Raw genomic sequence first — 17,811 nt, forward strand, 5'->3', positions numbered from 1 at the left:
GACAGGATAAACTACTCGCTGCGCAGCCGGTAAACCGCACGGCGGCGCAAGCCGTGCGAGCGCGGCCGCATCGGCTGGCTCAAACCGCCGCGGCATCCTTGCCAGAGCCGCGCCGTTTAGCGGTGAGCCGCTTACCGATCCGCACGAAGGCAAGCCCGTGCTGCGCCCAGAAACCATCGCCATAGCGCCGGCCGTCGAGCTGATCGCGAATCCCCGTCGGCTCCATCTCGCGGCTCCACGAGACGCTGCGAAACAGCATGTCCCACCACGGGAACAGCACGCCGAAGTTGCAGCCGTACTTCAGGCCTTCGTGCCCATAGCCAATCGCATGATGCCGGCGATGGAACGTCGGGCTGACCAGCAACCGTTCGCCAAACCGGCCGAAGTACAGACGAATATTCGCGTGCTGGACGCTTTGAGCAAGGTTGGTGATAGCAACGAGGACGACGAACTGCGCCGGCGGAACGCCGATTACCAGCGCAATTACCGCAAAGAAACACGCCTGCATCAGGTCGTCGAGCAGATGGTTGCGGTCGTCGGTCCATAGCGACATCTGGCGCTGGCTGTGATGCACCGCGTGCAATTCCCACCAGATGCCGACACGATGTTGCCCGCGGTGATACCAGTAGCCGGCGAAATCGAGCACGAGCAGATAGATCACGAATGTCACGAGCGGTTGCGTCGTGACACCGGGCCACAGGTTGTCGATCTCGAAGTTCGCGATGTTATGCAGGCGCAGCCAGCCCTGCACGTGATCGAACAGTGGCTGCAAGGCGAAGAAGAAAAACAGGTTCAGGATGCCGAGCTTCGCGATCCACGTATAGAGCACGTCGACGCGCACCGCCTTGCGGTTTTCCCATTTCTCGACCGGACGCAGCGCTTCGAGCGGCCGCAGTACCGCGTACATCGCCAGCACCTCGAACACCCCGACGATCACCCAGTACAGGCTGTCGTAGGTGTCTTCGTCGTAGCCCATCAGATCGAAGCGAAACAGCAGCGGCTGCACGATATCGACGTACAGCGTCGTCTGCACCGTCGAAACGAAGCTGTCGAGTGTGGAGAAGATCAGCTGGAACATGGTGCCTGTCGTGCCTTACCGATCGTGCCGGTTCTTGCCTGCTCGTGCCTGCATCACGCGCCGTTGGGCGCCGTGACCGGCGCGCGGTCGTAGAAATAGATGCCGTGCGGCGAGCGGCCCACCGCAATGGTCTGGATCAGCTTGCGCGTGCTCAGGTCGATGATGCCGACGTGCTTCGCGAAGCGGAACGTCACCCACAAATAGCGTTTATCTGCAGTGAGTTCCATGTCGTCCGGCCCCGGCATCAGGCCGGTGATGTCGCCGACATTGGTCAACGACTCTTCGTCGATGATGCTGATCGTACTCGCCACGCGGTTCGATACCGCAACGTGCCGGCCGTCCGCGAGTGAGCGGAAGTTATGCGCGCCCTTGCCGGTCGGAATCGTCTTGACGATCGTCTGGTTTTTCCAGTCCACCACCGCGACGTAGTCGGCGCCGGTCATGCCGACCAGCAGGTACTTTTCGCCGGGGGTCATCCACAAGCCGGCGGGGACCTTGCCGAGCTTCATCTTCCACTTGATGGTCTGCGTCGGCAGATCGATCGCGGCCAGTTCGCCCGAGACTTGCAACGTCACGAACACGGTCTTGCTGTCGCTCGTGAACGCCATGTGGCTCGGCATCACCGCGAGCGGCAGACGCTTCGCGAGCGTCGGATCGCGTCCGTCGAAATGATAGATGTCGAGACGATCGAGCCGCAGCCCTGTCGTGATGAGCCATTTACGGTCGGGTGAAAAACCGATCTGGTAGGGATCTTCGATGTTTTCGATCCAGCGTTGCGGCTTGCCGGTTTTCGGATCGACGAACAACAGGTTGTTGGACACCGAATTCGCGACGATCAGCGACGCGTTGTCGGGCGTCGCCATCAGGTGGTGCGGTTCCTTGCCGGTTGGCACGGTCGAGACCACCTGGCGCGTGGCCTCGTCGATCAGGCTCAGCGTGGCTTCGCCGGAATTGAGCACGATCACGTTATTGGCGTGAACTAGCGGGGAAAACAGGCCTGCTGCGGCAACCATCGCCGCGCCCGCTGCGAACGTACCGGTCAAACGGCGAAGAGAGAATATGGACATGAAGAATGACTTCGAAGAACAGTCATCATTGTAGAACGTTTGCGAGAGCGCGCGGTTGCCGGGGTTTGCTGCAATTTGCCGCAAACCCCGCTACGTTCAGCGCTGCATCGATTCCCACACCTTGACGAGCCGCTTCACCGATACCGGCATCGGCGTACGCAGTTCCTGCGCGAACAGCGAAATGCGCAGTTCTTCGAGCAGCCAGCGAAACTCCGCAAGACGCGGATCGGCGACACCGCCGCGCTGCGAGAGCGCGCGCTGATAGTGCTGCAACAGCGGCTGGAATTCCGCCGACTGCCGGGCATCGCGCGCCGAATCGGCTTTCAGCTTGTCGATGCGCAGCGCGATGCCCTTCAGATAGCGAGGAAAATGCGTGAGCTGCTGATACGGCGTATCGATGACAAAGCGCTTGCCGATCAACGTATCGAGCTGGCTGTTGAGATCCGAGTACGCCGCGCCGAACGACTTTGCCTGCACGAGTTTCTTAGCCGCCGCCGCGTAGTCGCCGAGAATCTGCCCAACGAGCCGCGCAATCTCCTGAGCGAGCAACGTGAGACGCCCCTTGCCTTCGTCGCGGCGCGCATGAAAACTCGCGTCGTCGTCGGGTAGCGGTTCTTGCAGGCACGCTCGATCGAGCGCGACGTCGATCAACTGGTCGCGCAATTCTTCCTGACTGCCGCGCGGCATGAACTGCATCGCCATCTCGCGCAATCCCGGCAGGTTCTTCTCCAGGTAGCGGATCGGTTCGCGCAACTGCAGCGCAAAGAGCCGCCGCAGACCCGCGCGATGAATGCGCGCGGCTTCATCGGGCGAATCGAATACCTCGACGTCACAATGCGTGCCGCGATCGACAAGCGCCGGATAGCCGAACAGCGTCTGCCCACCGCGACGAATTTCGAGCAGTTCGGGCAGCTTGCCGAAATTCCATGTGGTGAGGTTTTCGTAAAGCGCCGTGCCGGAAGCCGTGCCTTCTTGCCGTCCGGTTTGCGGCGCCGTAGACGGAGGCTTGCCACGCGTCGCCGGTGCGGCTCCGGCTGCGGCACCACGCGCACTCACAGCTACGCCGACACCACCACCCGCCACATCGGCAAGCGCGGCACCCGCAGCCCCCGCCGCAATCTGCTGAAAATGCTGCTGCGCCTGACCACCGAGTTCAGCGCGCAACTGCGCGAGATTGCGACCCATCGCGAGCTGTCGCCCGTGCTCGTCGACGACCTTGAAATTCATGAACAGGTGCGCCGCCAGCGTTTCGAGCTTGAAATCCGCTTGCCGGACGGCGACCTGCGTCTGTTCGCGAATATCCGCGATCAGCGTTTCGAGCAGACCGCCCGCGCCAAAACGCGGACCGCCGGTGCGCTCGACAAAACCCGCCGCGTATTCCGGCAGCGGTACGCAATGACGGCGCAGCTTCTGCGGCAGCGACTTCAGCAGCAACTGGGTCTTTTCCTTGACCATGCCCGGCACGAGCCACTCGCAGCGCCGCGCATCGACCTGATTCAGCGCATACAGCGGCAACGCGAGCGTTACACCATCGCGCGGTGTGCCCGGCTCGAAGTGATACGACAGCGTCATCTCGACGCCCGACATCGTCATCCGCTTCGGGAACAGATCGGTGGTGACGCCGGCGGCCTCGTGCCGCATCAGGTCATCGCGCGACAGATAAAGCAGCCGCAACCGGTCTTCCGGCTGCCCGCTCTTCTTTACTTCGTCGCGATACCAGCGCTCAAACGCGGCACCGGTATGCATGCCCTGCGGAATCGCCTGATCGTAGAAGCCGAAGATCAGTTCGTCGTCGACCAGCACGTCCTGGCGACGCGACTTGTGTTCGAGCTGCTCGATATCGGCGAACAGCTTGCGGTTGTGCGCAAAGAACGCAAGCTTCGTGTCGAATTCGCCTTCGACCAGCGCGCCGCGGATAAACAGCTCGCGCGCCCGCACCGGGTCCTGTTTGCCGAAGCTCACACGCCGCCGGTGATACACCGTCAGGCCATACAGCACCGCCCGCTCGAACGCCGACACCTGCGCCGCGCGCTTTTCCCAGTGCGGCTCGGAGAGCGACTTCTTCAATAGATGCGCGCCGACCCGCTCGATCCACTCTGGCTCGATCTTCGCGATGCAGCGTGCGTACAGCCGGCTCGTCTCCACGAGTTCAGCCGCGATGACCCAGCGCCCTGCTTTCTTCACCAGCGCCGAACCGGGCCACAGGAAGAACTTGATGCCGCGCGCGCCCAGGTAGTGTGGTTCATCGTCGGCTTTCAGGCCGATGTTGCCGAGCAGGCCCGTGAGCAGCGCGAGATGGATCTGCTCGAAGGTCGCTTCGGTTTCGTTCAGACGCCAGCCGTGTTCGCGCACTACCGTCAGCAGTTGCGAATGTACGTCGCGCCATTCGCGCAAACGCAGATGCGACAGGAAATTCGCGCGGCACGCGTCGGCGAGCTGCCGGTTCGACTTCTTGTGCTCGATCGCTTCTTCGAACCACGCCCAGATTTTCAGCCACTGCAGGAATTCCGAACGCTCGTCGGCGAAGCGCCGATGCGCCTGATCGGCCTGCTCCTGCGCTTCGATCGGCCGGTCGCGCGGGTCCTGCACCGACAGTGCACTCGCGATGATCAACACCTCGCGCAACGCCTGCTGGTCGCGCGCGGCAAGAATCATCCGGCCAACCCGCGGATCGAGCGGCAAGCGCCCGAGCTCGCGGCCGAGCGGTGTCAGCGCATTGTCGTCGTCGACGGCGCCGAGTTCGTTCAGTAACTGGTAGCCGTCGGCGATCGCCCGGCCCGGCGGCGGCTCGATAAACGGAAAGGTTTCGATGCCGGTCAGATGCAGCGACTTCATCCGCAGAATCACCGCCGCCAGCGACGAGCGCAGGATTTCCGGATCGGTGAAACGCACCCGCGCCTGGAAATCGCTCTCTTCGTAAAGACGGATACAGATGCCGTCGGCCACGCGGCCGCAACGTCCCGCGCGCTGATTCGCCGCCGCCTGGGAAATCGACTCGACCTGCAACTGCTCGACCTTGTTGCGGTACGAATAGCGCTTGACGCGTGCCAGCCCCGTATCGACCACGTAGCGGATGCCCGGCACCGTCAGCGAGGTTTCGGCGACGTTGGTCGCGAGCACGATACGCCGCGCGTTCGAGGTGCGGAACACGCGTTCCTGCTCCGCCGCCGACAACCGCGCGAACAGCGGCAAAATTTCCGTATGCGGCGGATGATGCTTGCGCAACGCTTCCGCGGCGTCGCGAATCTCGCGCTCGCCGGGCAGGAACACGAGCACGTCGCCCGGGCCTTCGCGGCACAGTTCGTCGACCGCATCGACGATCGCTTCCATCAGATCGCGGTCGCGGCCCGCCCCGCTGCGTGCCCGCTCGCGGCCGGCCGTGCCTTCGGCGGCCTTCACCGCGGGGCTGTCTTCGACGACTGGCCGGTAGCGCACCTCGACCGGATAGAGCCGACCGCTCACTTCGATCACCGGCGCCGGCCGCTCGTCGCTGCCGAAGTGCCGCGCAAAACGGTCCGCGTCGATCGTTGCGGACGTGACGATCAGCTTCAGATCGGGCCGCTTCGGCAGGATTTCCTTCAGATAGCCGAGCAGAAAATCGATGTTCAGGCTGCGCTCATGCGCTTCGTCGATGATCAGCGTGTCGTAGGCGCGCAGCAGCGGATCGGTCTGCGTCTCGGCCAGCAGGATACCGTCGGTCATCAGCTTGACCGACGCGCCCGGCGCGAGATTGTCGGTGAAACGCACCTTGTAGCCGACCACTTCGCCGAACGGCGTGCCGAGTTCCTCGGCGATCCGGCGACCGGTCGCGGAGGCCGCGATACGCCGCGGCTGCGTGTGCCCGATCAGACCGGAGCCGCCGGCGCCAAGACCGCGGCCGAGCGTGAGACAGATCTTCGGTAGCTGGGTCGTCTTGCCCGAACCGGTTTCACCACTGACGATCACGACCTGATTCCCGGCAATCGCGCGTGCGATTTCGTCGCGTCGAGCGGAGACCGGCAGCGCTTCGGGGAAGGTGATCGGCGGGATCGGGTTCGGCTCGACGATGCGCGGCGCGCGCGGAGCGGGACGGTTGTTGCTGCCGGCGGATTTACCAGACTCAGCAGGCTGGCCAGACGCTCCCGGCGCTCCGGATGGCCCACGGCGCGGCGGCTTCGGCGCGTGCTGCTGCGGGCGCCGCGCGGGCGCCGTGTCGGGGCGGGGCTGCGCCGGCTTGTCTTGCCCGGCACCCGACGCATTTTTCGCATCCGGCGAAGCGGGACTTTTGGATACATTCGACATGGGGGCGCATTATAATCCCGGGCATGAATTCTCAACCCGACCTCGTCCCCGCGCCCGAGAGCATTCCGGCGGCCTCCCAGGCCCAGGAATCCGACTTGCCGCATGCGCAATTTGTCGACTGGATGCGTTCGGTCGCCCCCTATATTCACGAGTTCCGGAACAAGACGTTCGTCGTCGGGTTCGGCGGCGAAGTGGTGCACGAGGGCCTGCTCAGTGCGCTCGTCTCCGACATCGCGCTGCTGCAGGCGATGGGCATCCAGATCGTGCTGGTGCACGGCTCGCGCCCGCAGGTCGAAGAGCAGATGAGTCTGCACGGCGTCGAATCCGAGTTCTCGCACGGCATGCGCATCACCGATGCCCGCGCGCTCGAATCCGCGAAAGAAGCCGCCGGCGAAGTGCGCCTCGACATCGAAGCGGCGATTAGCCAGGGCTTGCCGAACACCCCGATGGCGCACGCGCACATCAGCGTCGTGTCCGGCAACTTCGTCACCGCTCGGCCGGTCGGGATTCTCGACGGCGTCGATTTCGCGCACACCGGCGTCGTGCGCAAGATCGACGCGGATTCGATCCGCCATTCGCTGGCGAGCCGCAAGCTCGTGCTGCTCTCGCCGCTCGGTTTCTCGCCGACCGGCGAAGCGTTCAATCTGTCGATGGAAGACGTCGCGTCCGCCGCCGCTATCGCGCTGCGCGCCGACAAGATCGTGTTCCTCACCGAAACGCCCGGCCTGATGGACGACCAGAGCGAGTTGATCCGCGAACTGTCGCTCGACGACGCTTTCAAACTGCATGAAAGCGGCGAAGTCACCGGTGACGCGGGCTTCTACCTGAAGCACTCGATCCGCGCGTGTCGCGGCGGCGTTGCACGGGCGCACATCATTCCGTACGCACTCGACGGCAGCCTGCTGCTCGAACTGTTCCTGCACGATGGCGTCGGCACGATGATCTCGTACGAGAATCTGGAAAGCCTGCGCGAAGCGACGCCGGACGACGTCGGCGGCCTGCTGACGCTGATCGAGCCGCTCGAAACCGACGGCACGCTCGTGCGGCGCGATCGCCACCAGATCGAACGCGACATCGACCACTTCTCGGTGATCGAGCACGATGCGGTGCTATTCGGTTGCGCGGCGCTCTATCCGTACCCGCAGGAGCGTATCGGCGAAATGGCGTGCCTCACGGTCGCGCCGGAAGCGCAAGGTTCCGGCGACGGCGAGCGCCTGCTCAAGCGCATCGAACAGCGCGCGCGGGCCCGCGGCCTCACACGCATCTTCGTACTGACGACCCGCACCGAACACTGGTTCCTCAAACGCGGCTTTGTAAAGGCAACGGTCGACGACCTGCCCGAAGATCGCCGTCGTCTATATAACTGGCAGCGCAAGTCACTTGTGCTGATGAAGCAGCTCTGAGCACCGCATACGCGGCACAGGCGCGACTGCCACCCCACATCGATTACAGGAGAAGCACAGCATGGCTCGTTTGGTTCAATGCGCGAAGCTCGGCAAGGAAGCCGAAGGCCTCGATTTCCCGCCGCTACCCGGCGAACTCGGCAAACGGATTTACGAGGGCATCTCGAAGGAAGCGTGGCAGGCGTGGCTCAAGCAGCAGACCATGCTGATCAACGAAAACCGCCTGAACATGGCCGATCCGCGCGCACGCCAGTATTTGATGAAGCAGACCGAAAAGTTCTTCTTCGGCGAAGGTGCCGACCAGGCGTCGGGCTTCGTGCCGCCGTCGCAAAGCGAATAAACAGTACCGCGGTGGCCGCGCCGCGGCTCACCGCCCCGCCGGCTTCTTCTTCGCGCCGAGCAGAGGAAGCGGCGGAATCTGGCGATCGTCCACCCCGGACAGCAGCGCCGCCAGCATGATCCTCGATGCAACCTGACGACTTCTGCGAATCTGCGCTTTCGATGTCGGGTTGTTCATGAAAGACATCGCAGCGACATACTCGGTGACATGAAGCAACGCGTCGTATAGCAGTGGATCGACTTTCGGATATCCCAGCGCTTCGGCTCGCTTCGTGAACGCTTCGTTCAAGTAGGCCACCGTGCGGTCGCGATGGGCGCTCGCGGGCGAATTCAGATCGTGTATTTCGCGGTATAGCGCGCCTATTACCGCTGCGTCTTCGCTCTGCCACTCGAAGAAAGCATCGAGCCCGTACTCGACCAGTTCATGCAGCGAGCTGGCTCTCGCCATGGCCTGCGTCACCGATTCCGCCAACCCCGCCTTGAGTCTCGCAATCAGTTCGTCGAACACCTCACGTTTATCGTCGAACAACCGGTAGAACGTGGGGCGCGAAATCTTCGCGGCCACCAGCAACTGTTCGACGGAACTGCGATGAAAGCCATGCTCGGCGTAGACACTTCTCGCCGCATCGATTACCAGTTCACGCAGTTCCTGCCCTGAAGGCTCACTTGCGGACGGACGTCCTGGCCTGCGTGCTTTGGGTTCAGCCTTTTTCGTTGTCCTGGCGCGGCGCACCGCATCGGGTGGAGAAGTCGACATCGGGGTCATCGCCTCAGCAAACAAATACACGGCGCAAATCATAACATCCGCGTTATGTTATCTGGCATATCGCCAGGCATCTCAGTGTCTTCCCCTAGGCAACTGCAAAATTCTTGTTCAATCGAAACACCACTGTTACGATTGCCGTCAATAATAACAAGGCTGTTACGTTAAAACGCACGAAAAGACCGCACCAGGGCGCGGTTGCGTGGCGCCGAAGCACATCTCGGGACACGAGATATCTGAGAGGAGCATCCTTGGAATACGATTTCATCGTCGTCGGTGGCGGCTCGGGCGGCTGCGCAGTCGCAGGACGCCTGGCGCGCCTGCGTCCGCAAGCGCGCATTGCGCTGCTCGAAGCGGGGCCCGACGACAACAGCTTTCTGATTCGTGTTCCGACGGCTGTTGCGCTCGTCGGACCACGCCGCAATGCTCGCAATTACGCCTATGAGACCGTGCCGCAACCGGGCCTGAATGGCCGTCGCGGCTACCAGCCGCGTGGCCGCGTCATCGGCGGCTCGAGCTCCATCAATGCGATGGTGTACATCCGCGGTCAGCACGACGACTACGACGACTGGGCCCGGCAAGGCTGCGCCGGCTGGAGCTGGAACGAGGTTCTGCCCTACTTCAAACGCGCCGAAGACAACACGCGCGGCGACGATGAGTGGCACGGCAGCGGCGGTCCGCTGCATGTCAGCGATACGCCCGACCCCAATCCGTTTTCGCTCGCGTTCATCGAAGCGGCACGCGAAGCCGGTCTGCCGCACAACGTCGATTTCAACGGCGCTGACCAGGAAGGCGCTGGCATGTACCAGCGCACGATCAAGAACGGCGAACGCTGGAACGCCGCACGCGCGTATCTGTACAGCGCGTCGTTGCCGAACCTGGAAGTACTGACTCACACGCAGGCAATGCGGCTCCTCTTCGAAGGAAAGCGTTGTGTCGGGGTCGAGGTAGAACAGAACGGCGCGCGCCGCAGTTTGCGTGCGCGTGCCGAAGTCGTACTCGCGAGCGGCGCCTTTGGCACGCCGCAACTGCTGATGTGCTCCGGTGTCGGCCCCGGCGAACATCTCGCGGCACACGGTATTCCGGTCCTGCACGATGCCGCGCAGGTGGGCGCCAATCTGCACGATCACCTCGATGTGGTGACCTGTCATCGTGTGCGCAACCCGGAGCTACTCGGTGTGTGCGCAAGCGAACCGTTGCGCACGATGAAGGAAATTCGCCGTTATCGCCGCGAGCATCGCGGGATGATCGCCAGCAATATTGCCGAAGCCGGCGGTTTCTTCAAAAGCGATCCGTCGCTGTCGCGCCCGGACGTTCAGATGCATTTCCTCATCGCGATCGTCGACGATCATGCGCGCAAGTTGCATCTGGGTACCGGCATCACGGGGCACGTCTGTCAGTTGCGGCCTAAAAGCCGCGGCAGCGTCAAGCTTGCGAGCGCCGATATTCATGCCGCACCGTTGATCGATCCGGGTTTCCTGTCGAATCCGGACGATCTCGAGACGATGGTGAGAGGCGCGCGCCTGATGAGCAGGATCATGCAGGCTCCAACACTCGCCGCGTTTAAGCCGAAGGACCTCTATCCGGCCGCGCGCAGCGATGAAGAATTGCGCGCACAGATTCGCGAGCGTGCGGATACCGTTTATCACCCCGTCGGCAGTTGCCGCATGGGGAACGACGCGGCCAGCGTGGTTGATCCGCAGTTGCGCGTACGTGGTCTCGAAGCGCTGCGTATTGCCGATGCTTCGATCATGCCGCAGATTGTCAGTGGCAACACCAATGCGCCGACCATCATGATTGGCGAGCGTGCAGCGGAATGGCTGGCCGAAGAGCATCGCTAGGACGTGTGTGCCTCATCGCCCACCTGCGTGGTCCGGCGACAGGCTCATGAAGCAAGGAAACCGAACATGAAGGACGTCGCACCCTCGCAGCACAGCCATACCGGCGAGACGCAATGGCCACCCGCGAATCTGCCTGTCAGTACGTACGAGATGATCCAGCGCGGCGCGGCAATCGATCCGGCTGCCCCTGCGCTGTCGTTTTTCCTGCGCGCCGACATGCACGAAGATCCGGAAACGTGGGACTACGCTGCCCTGCTGCGCCGGATCACGCAGGCGGCCAACAGCTTCCATGCGCTCGGTGTGCGCAAGGACGATGTCGTCTGTTTCCTGCTGCCCAATCTCCCGGAAACACACTTCACGATCTGGGGTGCTGAAACAACCGGAATCGCGGCTGCGATCAATCCGCTACTGGAACCGGCTTCGATCCTCTCGCTGCTGACGGCCATGCGGGCGACGGTACTGGTCACGCTCGCGCCGACACTCGGCAGCGATTTGTGGCCAAAACTGAAGCCTGCGCTGGCCGGGATCGATTCGCTGCGCCATGTGATGCTGGTCGATCTCGCCGATCGCGTGCCCGCTGCAAAGCAGCCGTTCGATTACGCCGAACTGCGCAAAGGCCTGGCCGCGCATGTGGACGTACACGATTTCAACGCGACGCTCGATCAGCAACCTGCCGATCGTCTGCTCAGCGAACGCATCATCGAAGCTAGCGACGTCGCGTCGCTGTTCTGTACCGGCGGCACCACCGGTCTGCCTAAAATCGCGAAGCGTCGGCACGGCAACGAGATCGCGAATACGTGGATGCTCATGCAGACGCTGCCCGGACTCAAACCTGGCAAAAGCATCTTCTGCGGCTTGCCGCTGTTTCATGTGAACGCAGGGAGTTGTACCGGCCTGTTCCCGTTCTCGGTCGGCGCGCAGGTGATCCTCGGCACGCCGCAAGGCTATCGCGGCGAAGGCGTGATCCCCCGCTTCTGGGAGATCGTCGAGCGACATCGCGTGAATTTCTTCATGGCCGTACCGACCGTTTACGCGGCGCTCCTGCAGGTGCCCACCGGCAAGCACGATCTGGGTTCGCTTGAGTACGGCATCTGCGGCGCGGCGTCGATGCCGACTGAAGTGTTTCGCCGTTTTGAAACCGCGTCGGGCATCAAGATTCTCGAAGGCTACGGACTGACCGAAACCTCGGCTGTGAGCAGCCTGAATCCGGCAGATGGCGAACGCCGCATTGGCTCGATCGGCCTGTGCTTGCCGGCGCAGTCGATGAAGGCCGTCGTACTCGATGCCGACGGTCATTACCTGCGCGATTGCGCCGTCGACGAAACCGGTGTGCTCGCAGTCTCGGGGCCGAACGTATTTGCCGGCTATCTCGCCGACGAACACAACCGCGACATCTGGCTCGATCTCGGCGACGGGCGTCGCTGGCTCAATACCGGCGATCTGGGTCGACAAGATGCCGACGGTTATTTCTGGCTCGCCGGACGCAAGAAAGAACTGATTATCCGCGGTGGCCATAACATCGATCCGGCTGTGATCGAAGGTCCGCTGCTACGCCATTCCGATGTGCAATTCGCCGCCGCGGTAGCACGCCCGGACGCTTATGCCGGCGAGCTGCCGGTGGTCTACGTGCAACTCAAACCGGGCGCGACAGTAACAGAAACCGAACTCGCCGAATTCGCCGCCGGCCAGATCGGCGAACGTGCGGCACTACCGAAGCAGGTCCGCATCATCGACATCATGCCGTTGACCGTGGTCGGCAAGATCTTCAAACCGGCGCTCAAGCGGCGCGAAATCGCGGAAACGCTGGCGGCGGCCCTGCGTCAAGCCGGCATCCCATTCGAACTCACCATGCTCGAAAACAGAACCCGTGGCGACGTGCTCCGGGCAATGTTGTTCAACGCATCCGATGAAGCTGCTGCACGCGACATCCTCGGACAGTTCACCGTGCCGTTCGAAATTGCAGTTACACCAACCCTCGCTAGAGGCGATTGAACGCGACAGCGTTTCTGAAGGGAGAAAACAATGAACATGAATGAACGCGATATGCCTGGCATAGCGATTCCGGTCGAATTCGAACAATGCTTCGCGCGACAACGTGCCGCCTATCTGGCCGAGCCCAATCCGCCATATGCGCAACGCGTGGCCGATCTGAAATCGCTTGCGCGCATGCTCAAAGAAAATCGCGCTGCGTTTATCGAAGCGATCAATCTCGACTACGGCAACCGCTCCGAATTCGAGACCCTGTTCAGCGAATTCTTCGTCGTGCTCGAAGGCATCCGCGATGCGATCAAACACCTGAAGCGCTGGATGAAACCGTCGAAGCGCCGGTTGGATGCGACGCTGTATCCGCTCGCGAAAAACCGCGTGATTCCGCAGCCGCTGGGCGTGATCGGCGTCATCGTGCCGTGGAATTTCCCGCTCAATCTGTCGTTTGCACCGCTCACGTCGATCTTCGCCGCCGGCAACCGCGCGATGGTCAAGATGTCGGAAAACTCCGCGCATCTTGCGCATTTGCTGGCCACCACCAGCCCGAAATACTTTTCGCCCGACAAGCTGACGTTCTTCGAAGATGCCGGCGGACGCGGACCGGCATTCAGTTCGTTGCCGTTCGATCACCTGCTGTTCACCGGCTCCGGACAGACCGGCCGTTCGGTGATGGCGAACGCCGCGCGCAATCTGACGCCGGTCACGCTCGAACTCGGCGGGAAATCGCCGGCAATCGTCGCGGCGGACTACCCGATCGAAACCGCGGCGAAACGCGTGATGTGGCTCAAGCTGCTCAATGCCGGCCAGATCTGTACGAACATCGATTATCTGTTTCTGCCGGAAACGCAGGTCGACGCCTTCGTCGCCGCGGCAAAGCAGTTGTTGAGCGAGCGCTATCCCGACATCAATGGCGGCGACTACACGTCGATCATCGACGAGCGTTCTTTCCAGCGCCTCAACGACACGCTCGACGACGCCAAAGCGAAGGGCGCGACGCTCATCAATCTCGCTGCGGGCCAGACGCCCAATCAAAAACTGCGAAAGTTTCCCCCGCACATCGTGCTGAACCCCACCGACGACATGGTGCTGATGCAGCGCGAAATCTTCGGCCCGATCCTGCCGATCAAGACGTATCGCGATCACGAAGAAGTGATCCGCTACATCACGGGACGCGACCGGCCGCTGGCCATTTATCCGTTCTCGCACGACAAGCAGGTTCAGGATCTGTACATCGATCGGGTGATGTCCGGCGGCGTGTCGGTCAATGAAGGCATTCTGCATGTGGCCCAGCACGACATGCCTTTCGGCGGTGTGGGCGCGAGCGGGATGGGGCATTACCACGGCCACGAGGGGTTCATCACGTTCTCGAAGTTGCGGCCCGTGTTTTACCAGGCGCGATTCTCGTCGGTTCAGATGATGTTCCAGCCGCCTTATACTGCGCGTACGATGAAGCTGATGAATCTGCTGGTCAAGTTGAAGGGATAAGTGGGACGTGTTGCGGCAGCGCGAAGCCGCACACTTTTTCTGGAGAAACGCATGGCGAAATTCAATAGCTTCCGCGAGTTCTATCCGTTCTATCTGAGCGAACATCAAAACCTGACCTGCCGACGCCTTCATTTCGTCGGCAGCACGCTTGTGTTGTGTATCGCCGCGTTCGCGATCATCACCGGACAATTCCGCTGGCTCTGGCTGATTCCCGTGGTCGGCTATGGGTTCGCGTGGGTCGGCCATTTCTTCTTCGAGAAGAACCGGCCTGCCACCTTCAATCATCCTTTCTACAGTCTGCTTGGCGACTGGGTGATGTACAAGGACATCCTGCTCGGCCGACCGCTTACGCGTCCCGCAACCGGGCGTTGATTCGCTGAATCCCCCGCCGGATAAGGGCTCGCGAGCTTCTCGGGGGCACCCCGCGCGCCCTCGCGTTTGCACGATCATCTTTCATCGTGCTAACATTCGCATCGTTCCAACAGCAATTCACCTTCATTCGCGTTCAAATCACCGCACCCGCTTACTCGTGAGGTAACCCTCCGGTAGCGCAGCCTGCAGCAGATTGAACTGTTTTCATACAAGAAGGCTTACGGCCTTTTTCGTTTCCAGCCTTACGGCGACGCAAGCAGGTTCTGCCCGCGTCTTCATGCATCTGCCCCCCTTCCACGGCCACGCAGATGCAACCCTGTCAGCACCTCAGACGAGTGCACTTTCGCGACGACCTGCGCGATGCGAAGGCGTCGGCGTTTTCCGTCGACGTCGTGTGGCTTACGTAGCTTCCCGCCGTCGTCTGCTCGCGAAACTGCACTCCCCCAGCAACCGTGGCCCGGCGCACGCGTCGGTCCACTGCCATTGGAAAGGGAGTTTCAATCTTGACCGCATCCAGCAACGGCTTCTGGCGCCATCACAAGCAAGACGAGCGCCTCACGCTCGATGACATCACCATCGTCGATCAATCGCTGCTTAAGCGCGCAGTCGGCGCAATGGCGCTCGGCAATGCGATGGAATGGTTCGACTTTGGCGTGTACAGCTATATCGCCGTGACGCTCGGCCAGGTCTTCTTCCCGTCCAGCAGCCCATCCGCACAGCTGATCGCAACCTTCGGCACGTTCGCCGCCGCCTTCCTCGTGCGACCGCTCGGCGGCATGGTGTTCGGGCCGCTCGGCGACCGCATCGGCCGGCAGCGCGTACTCGCGATGACGATGATCATGATGGCGTGCGGCACGTTCGCGATCGGTCTGATTCCGTCGTATGCATCGATCGGGATTCTCGCGCCGGTGCTGCTGCTCGTCGCGCGGCTCGTGCAGGGTTTCTCGACCGGCGGCGAGTATGGCGGTGCCGCCACGTTCATCGCCGAGTTCTCGACCGATAAGCGGCGCGGCTTCATGGGCAGCTTCCTCGAGTTCGGCACGTTGATCGGCTATGTGCTCGGCGCAGGCACGGTCGCGCTGCTCACGGCGACGCTCTCGCATGAAGCGCTATTGTCGTGGGGCTGGCGGGTGCCGTTCATGATCGCGGGTCCGCTCGGTCTGGTCGGTTTGTACATCCGCCTGAAGCTCGAAGAAACTCCTGCCTTCAAAAAGCAGGCAGAGGAAAACGAGGAGCACACACGGCCGCAACAAACGCTGCGTCAGTTGCTCGCACAACAATGGAAGCCGCTGCTGCTATGCGTCGGTCTCGTGCTGATCTTCAACGTGACCGACTACATGGCGTTGTCGTATCTGCCGAGCTATCTGTCGGCGACGTTGCACTTCGACGAAACGCGCGGCCTCTTTCTTGTGCTGCTCGTCATGGTGCTGATGATGCCGATGACGCTCTACGCCGGGCACCTGTCCGACCGCTTCGGCCGCAAGCCTGTTCTGCTGTCCGGCTGCGTCGGCCTGCTCATACTGTCGATCCCCGCCCTGCTGCTGATCCGCACCGGCGACACGTTGTCCGTATTCGGCGGTCTGCTGATGCTCGGCACACTGCTGTCGTGCTTCACCGGCGTGATGCCGTCCGCACTACCGGCCCTGTTCCCGACCAGAATCCGCTACGGCGCACTCGCTATCGGTTTCAATCTGTCGGTGTCGTTGTTCGGCGGTACGACACCGCTCGTTGCCGCGTGGCTTGTCGACTCGACCGGCAACCTGATGATGCCCGCGTACTACCTGATGGGCGCATCGTTGATCGGCATCGTGTCGGTACTTGCGTTGCGCGAGACCGCGCGCAAACCGCTGCCAGGTTCCGGCCCGTGCGTCGCGACGAACGCCGAAGCGCATGCGGTGTTGCGCGGTCATCGCGAGGCGGAGGAAATGGATGAGGCGTATGCGACGGCGGCGACTGCGCGGGCCTGATGCGCGGCGCGCAGTCTGCTGAAAAGGGATCGGCGCGGGTTCACGAATTGCGAGCGGCGGCCGCACGCACCGCTCGCGTGTCGCTTTCGTATCGCTTAGGTGCCGTCAACATCAAACCACCAGCGTATGCAGCGTCGCGTTCACATGCGCGCCGTCGATCTCGAGTATCGCCACCGACACCGGCAAACGAAAACGCCGCGGCCCTGCGCTACCCGGGTTGACGAACAGCACCCCGTCGTCGCGCAGATCGACCAGCGGTTTGTGCGAATGCCCGGTGACGACAACGCCAATGCCGTCACTATGCAGATCATCGGGTACATCGGCGATATCGTGGACGACGAGAATCTTCGTCTGCTGTACGGTCAGCGTTGCGTGCGTCGGCAATGCACGCGCCCACGCGCCCGTGTCGTTGTTACCACGCACGACAGTAAGTGGCGCAAGCACGGCGAGCGCATCGAGTACGGCCGCTTCGCAGATATCGCCGGCATGCACGATGGCCTCGCATCCGGCGAGGCACTGCAGCGCTTCGGGACGCACGAGGTTGTGTGTGTCGGAAATCAGACCGATGCGGGAGGGTGACGGGCGGGTGGGCATGATGGTGTGAATGGGCGCGAGCGGTGCCTCACTCAAGACTCCAGCACGCGCGCAATGCGTCGGTCCGGAATCAGCCACAGCGCGGCAGCGGCCGTATAAAGCACGGCGGAAATCCACGGCGCGACGAACGCGAGCACCACTCCCGCCAGATAGATCACCGCCGACACCTTACCCTTGATGTCACGCCCTATCGCCTTCGCGAGCGTCGAGTCGCGGCCCTCGCTGCGTATCAACGCCTGAATCAGGATGAAATACGCGACCGCGGCCATAAACAGCACGAATCCGTACAGCGCAGTGGGCCACGCGGCCAGGTGACTCTCGCCGATCCAGTCCGTGATGACCGGAAACAGCGACAGCCAGAACAGCAGATGCAGGTTCGCCCACAGCACGCCGCCGCTCACCTTCTGCACCGCGTGGAAAGTGTGGTGATGATTGTTCCAGTAGATGCCCACGTAGATGAAGCTCAGGACATAGGCGAGGAACACGGGAATCAACGGCTGCAGTGCGGCGAGATCAATGCCGTGGGGCACCTTCAGTTCAAGCACCATGATCGTGATGATGATGGCGATCACGCCATCGCTGAAGGCTTCGAGTCGTCCTTTGCCCATCTGCGGGATCCCTGTCGGTTGATATAA

The 17,811-nt window shown here is 62.3% G+C and carries 13 protein-coding genes; 7 read left to right on the forward strand and 6 right to left on the reverse strand.

Translation table 11 applies throughout. The features are described 5' to 3' along the window. Window positions 1-79: 79 nt before the first annotated feature. From M0D65_RS12325 to hrpA, 3 genes are all read right to left on the reverse strand, one after another. A complete protein-coding gene (locus M0D65_RS12325) occupies window positions 80-1,078 on the reverse strand; it encodes a sterol desaturase family protein (RefSeq protein ID WP_266252871.1) in 999 nt (332 codons plus the stop codon). A 53-nt stretch (window positions 1,079-1,131) separates the two neighbouring features. Continuing rightward, window positions 1,132-2,091 carry a beta-propeller fold lactonase family protein gene (locus M0D65_RS12330; protein WP_266252961.1) on the reverse strand — a complete coding sequence of 320 codons (960 nt, stop codon included), beginning with the start codon at window positions 2,089-2,091 and terminating at the stop codon, window positions 1,132-1,134. A gap of 150 nt (window positions 2,092-2,241) precedes the next feature. After that, the gene (gene hrpA / locus M0D65_RS12335; protein ID WP_266252872.1) at window positions 2,242-6,426 is read right to left on the reverse strand and encodes an ATP-dependent RNA helicase HrpA; all 4,185 of its coding nucleotides are present in this window, start codon (window positions 6,424-6,426) and stop codon (window positions 2,242-2,244) included. Window positions 6,427-6,449: 23 nt separating this feature from the next. On the opposite strand from hrpA, the gene argA reads away from it, so the two are divergent. Both argA and M0D65_RS12345 read left to right on the forward strand, forming a co-directional pair. Beyond that, window positions 6,450-7,829 (forward strand): amino-acid N-acetyltransferase, encoded by a 1,380-nt coding sequence (gene argA, locus M0D65_RS12340; protein WP_091014407.1) that lies wholly within the window; start codon window positions 6,450-6,452, stop codon window positions 7,827-7,829. A 61-nt stretch (window positions 7,830-7,890) separates the two neighbouring features. After that, window positions 7,891-8,169, forward strand: coding sequence for an oxidative damage protection protein (locus tag M0D65_RS12345; protein ID WP_096716854.1), 279 nt, complete (start codon window positions 7,891-7,893; stop codon window positions 8,167-8,169). Between the two features lie 27 nt (window positions 8,170-8,196). Here M0D65_RS12345 and M0D65_RS12350 read toward each other — a convergent pair whose 3' ends face one another. Further along, window positions 8,197-8,925, reverse strand: coding sequence for a TetR/AcrR family transcriptional regulator (locus M0D65_RS12350; RefSeq protein WP_266252873.1), 729 nt, complete (start codon window positions 8,923-8,925; stop codon window positions 8,197-8,199). A 257-nt stretch (window positions 8,926-9,182) separates the two neighbouring features. Here M0D65_RS12350 and M0D65_RS12355 point away from each other — a divergent pair, with 257 nt between their 5' ends. The 5 genes from M0D65_RS12355 (at window position 9,183) to proP (ending at window position 16,582) form a co-directional block, all read left to right on the forward strand. Beyond that, window positions 9,183-10,772 carry a GMC family oxidoreductase gene (locus M0D65_RS12355; RefSeq protein WP_266252874.1) on the forward strand — a complete coding sequence of 530 codons (1,590 nt, stop codon included), beginning with the start codon at window positions 9,183-9,185 and terminating at the stop codon, window positions 10,770-10,772. 66 nt (window positions 10,773-10,838) lie between these two features. Continuing rightward, window positions 10,839-12,764: an acyl-CoA synthetase gene (locus M0D65_RS12360; RefSeq protein ID WP_266252875.1), complete on the forward strand. Its 1,926-nt coding sequence runs from the start codon at window positions 10,839-10,841 to the stop codon at window positions 12,762-12,764. A gap of 30 nt (window positions 12,765-12,794) precedes the next feature. Continuing rightward, the gene (locus tag M0D65_RS12365; RefSeq protein WP_266252876.1) at window positions 12,795-14,243 is read left to right on the forward strand and encodes a coniferyl aldehyde dehydrogenase; all 1,449 of its coding nucleotides are present in this window, start codon (window positions 12,795-12,797) and stop codon (window positions 14,241-14,243) included. 51 nt (window positions 14,244-14,294) lie between these two features. Next, a complete protein-coding gene (locus M0D65_RS12370) occupies window positions 14,295-14,615 on the forward strand; it encodes a DUF962 domain-containing protein (protein WP_266252877.1) in 321 nt (106 codons plus the stop codon). Between the two features lie 503 nt (window positions 14,616-15,118). Further along, window positions 15,119-16,582 carry a glycine betaine/L-proline transporter ProP gene (gene proP, locus M0D65_RS12375; RefSeq protein ID WP_266252878.1) on the forward strand — a complete coding sequence of 488 codons (1,464 nt, stop codon included), beginning with the start codon at window positions 15,119-15,121 and terminating at the stop codon, window positions 16,580-16,582. Between the two features lie 111 nt (window positions 16,583-16,693). Here proP and M0D65_RS12380 read toward each other — a convergent pair whose 3' ends face one another. Both M0D65_RS12380 and M0D65_RS12385 read right to left on the reverse strand, forming a co-directional pair. Further along, complete coding sequence (locus M0D65_RS12380; RefSeq protein ID WP_266252962.1) at window positions 16,694-17,176, reverse strand: metallophosphoesterase family protein; 483 nt, start codon at window positions 17,174-17,176, stop codon at window positions 16,694-16,696. Window positions 17,177-17,208: 32 nt separating this feature from the next. Beyond that, entirely contained in the window at window positions 17,209-17,784 is a 576-nt protein-coding gene (locus M0D65_RS12385) for a TMEM175 family protein (RefSeq protein ID WP_091014427.1), read from the reverse strand. Between the last annotated feature and the right edge of the window lie 27 nt (window positions 17,785-17,811).

The organism is Paraburkholderia sp. CHISQ3 (assembly GCF_030464945.1).
Classification (GTDB): Bacteria; Pseudomonadota; Gammaproteobacteria; order Burkholderiales; family Burkholderiaceae; genus Paraburkholderia; species Paraburkholderia megapolitana.

Excerpts from the sequence above, each read along its gene's own strand:
- M0D65_RS12325 (WP_266252871.1), bottom strand. The coding sequence starts at position 1,078 with ATGTTCCAGCTGATCTTCTCCACACTCGACAGCTTCGTTTCGACGGTG.
- M0D65_RS12330 (WP_266252961.1), bottom strand. The coding sequence starts at position 2,091 with ATGGTTGCCGCAGCAGGCCTGTTTTCCCCGCTAGTTCACGCCAATAAC.
- hrpA (WP_266252872.1), bottom strand. The coding sequence starts at position 6,426 with ATGTCGAATGTATCCAAAAGTCCCGCTTCGCCGGATGCGAAAAATGCG.
- argA (WP_091014407.1), top strand. The coding sequence starts at position 6,450 with ATGAATTCTCAACCCGACCTCGTCCCCGCGCCCGAGAGCATTCCGGCG.
- M0D65_RS12345 (WP_096716854.1), top strand. The coding sequence starts at position 7,891 with ATGGCTCGTTTGGTTCAATGCGCGAAGCTCGGCAAGGAAGCCGAAGGC.
- M0D65_RS12350 (WP_266252873.1), bottom strand. The coding sequence starts at position 8,925 with ATGTCGACTTCTCCACCCGATGCGGTGCGCCGCGCCAGGACAACGAAA.
- M0D65_RS12360 (WP_266252875.1), top strand. The coding sequence starts at position 10,839 with ATGAAGGACGTCGCACCCTCGCAGCACAGCCATACCGGCGAGACGCAA.
- M0D65_RS12365 (WP_266252876.1), top strand. The coding sequence starts at position 12,795 with ATGAACATGAATGAACGCGATATGCCTGGCATAGCGATTCCGGTCGAA.
- M0D65_RS12370 (WP_266252877.1), top strand. The coding sequence starts at position 14,295 with ATGGCGAAATTCAATAGCTTCCGCGAGTTCTATCCGTTCTATCTGAGC.
- M0D65_RS12380 (WP_266252962.1), bottom strand. The coding sequence starts at position 17,176 with ATGCCCACCCGCCCGTCACCCTCCCGCATCGGTCTGATTTCCGACACA.
- M0D65_RS12385 (WP_091014427.1), bottom strand. The coding sequence starts at position 17,784 with ATGGGCAAAGGACGACTCGAAGCCTTCAGCGATGGCGTGATCGCCATC.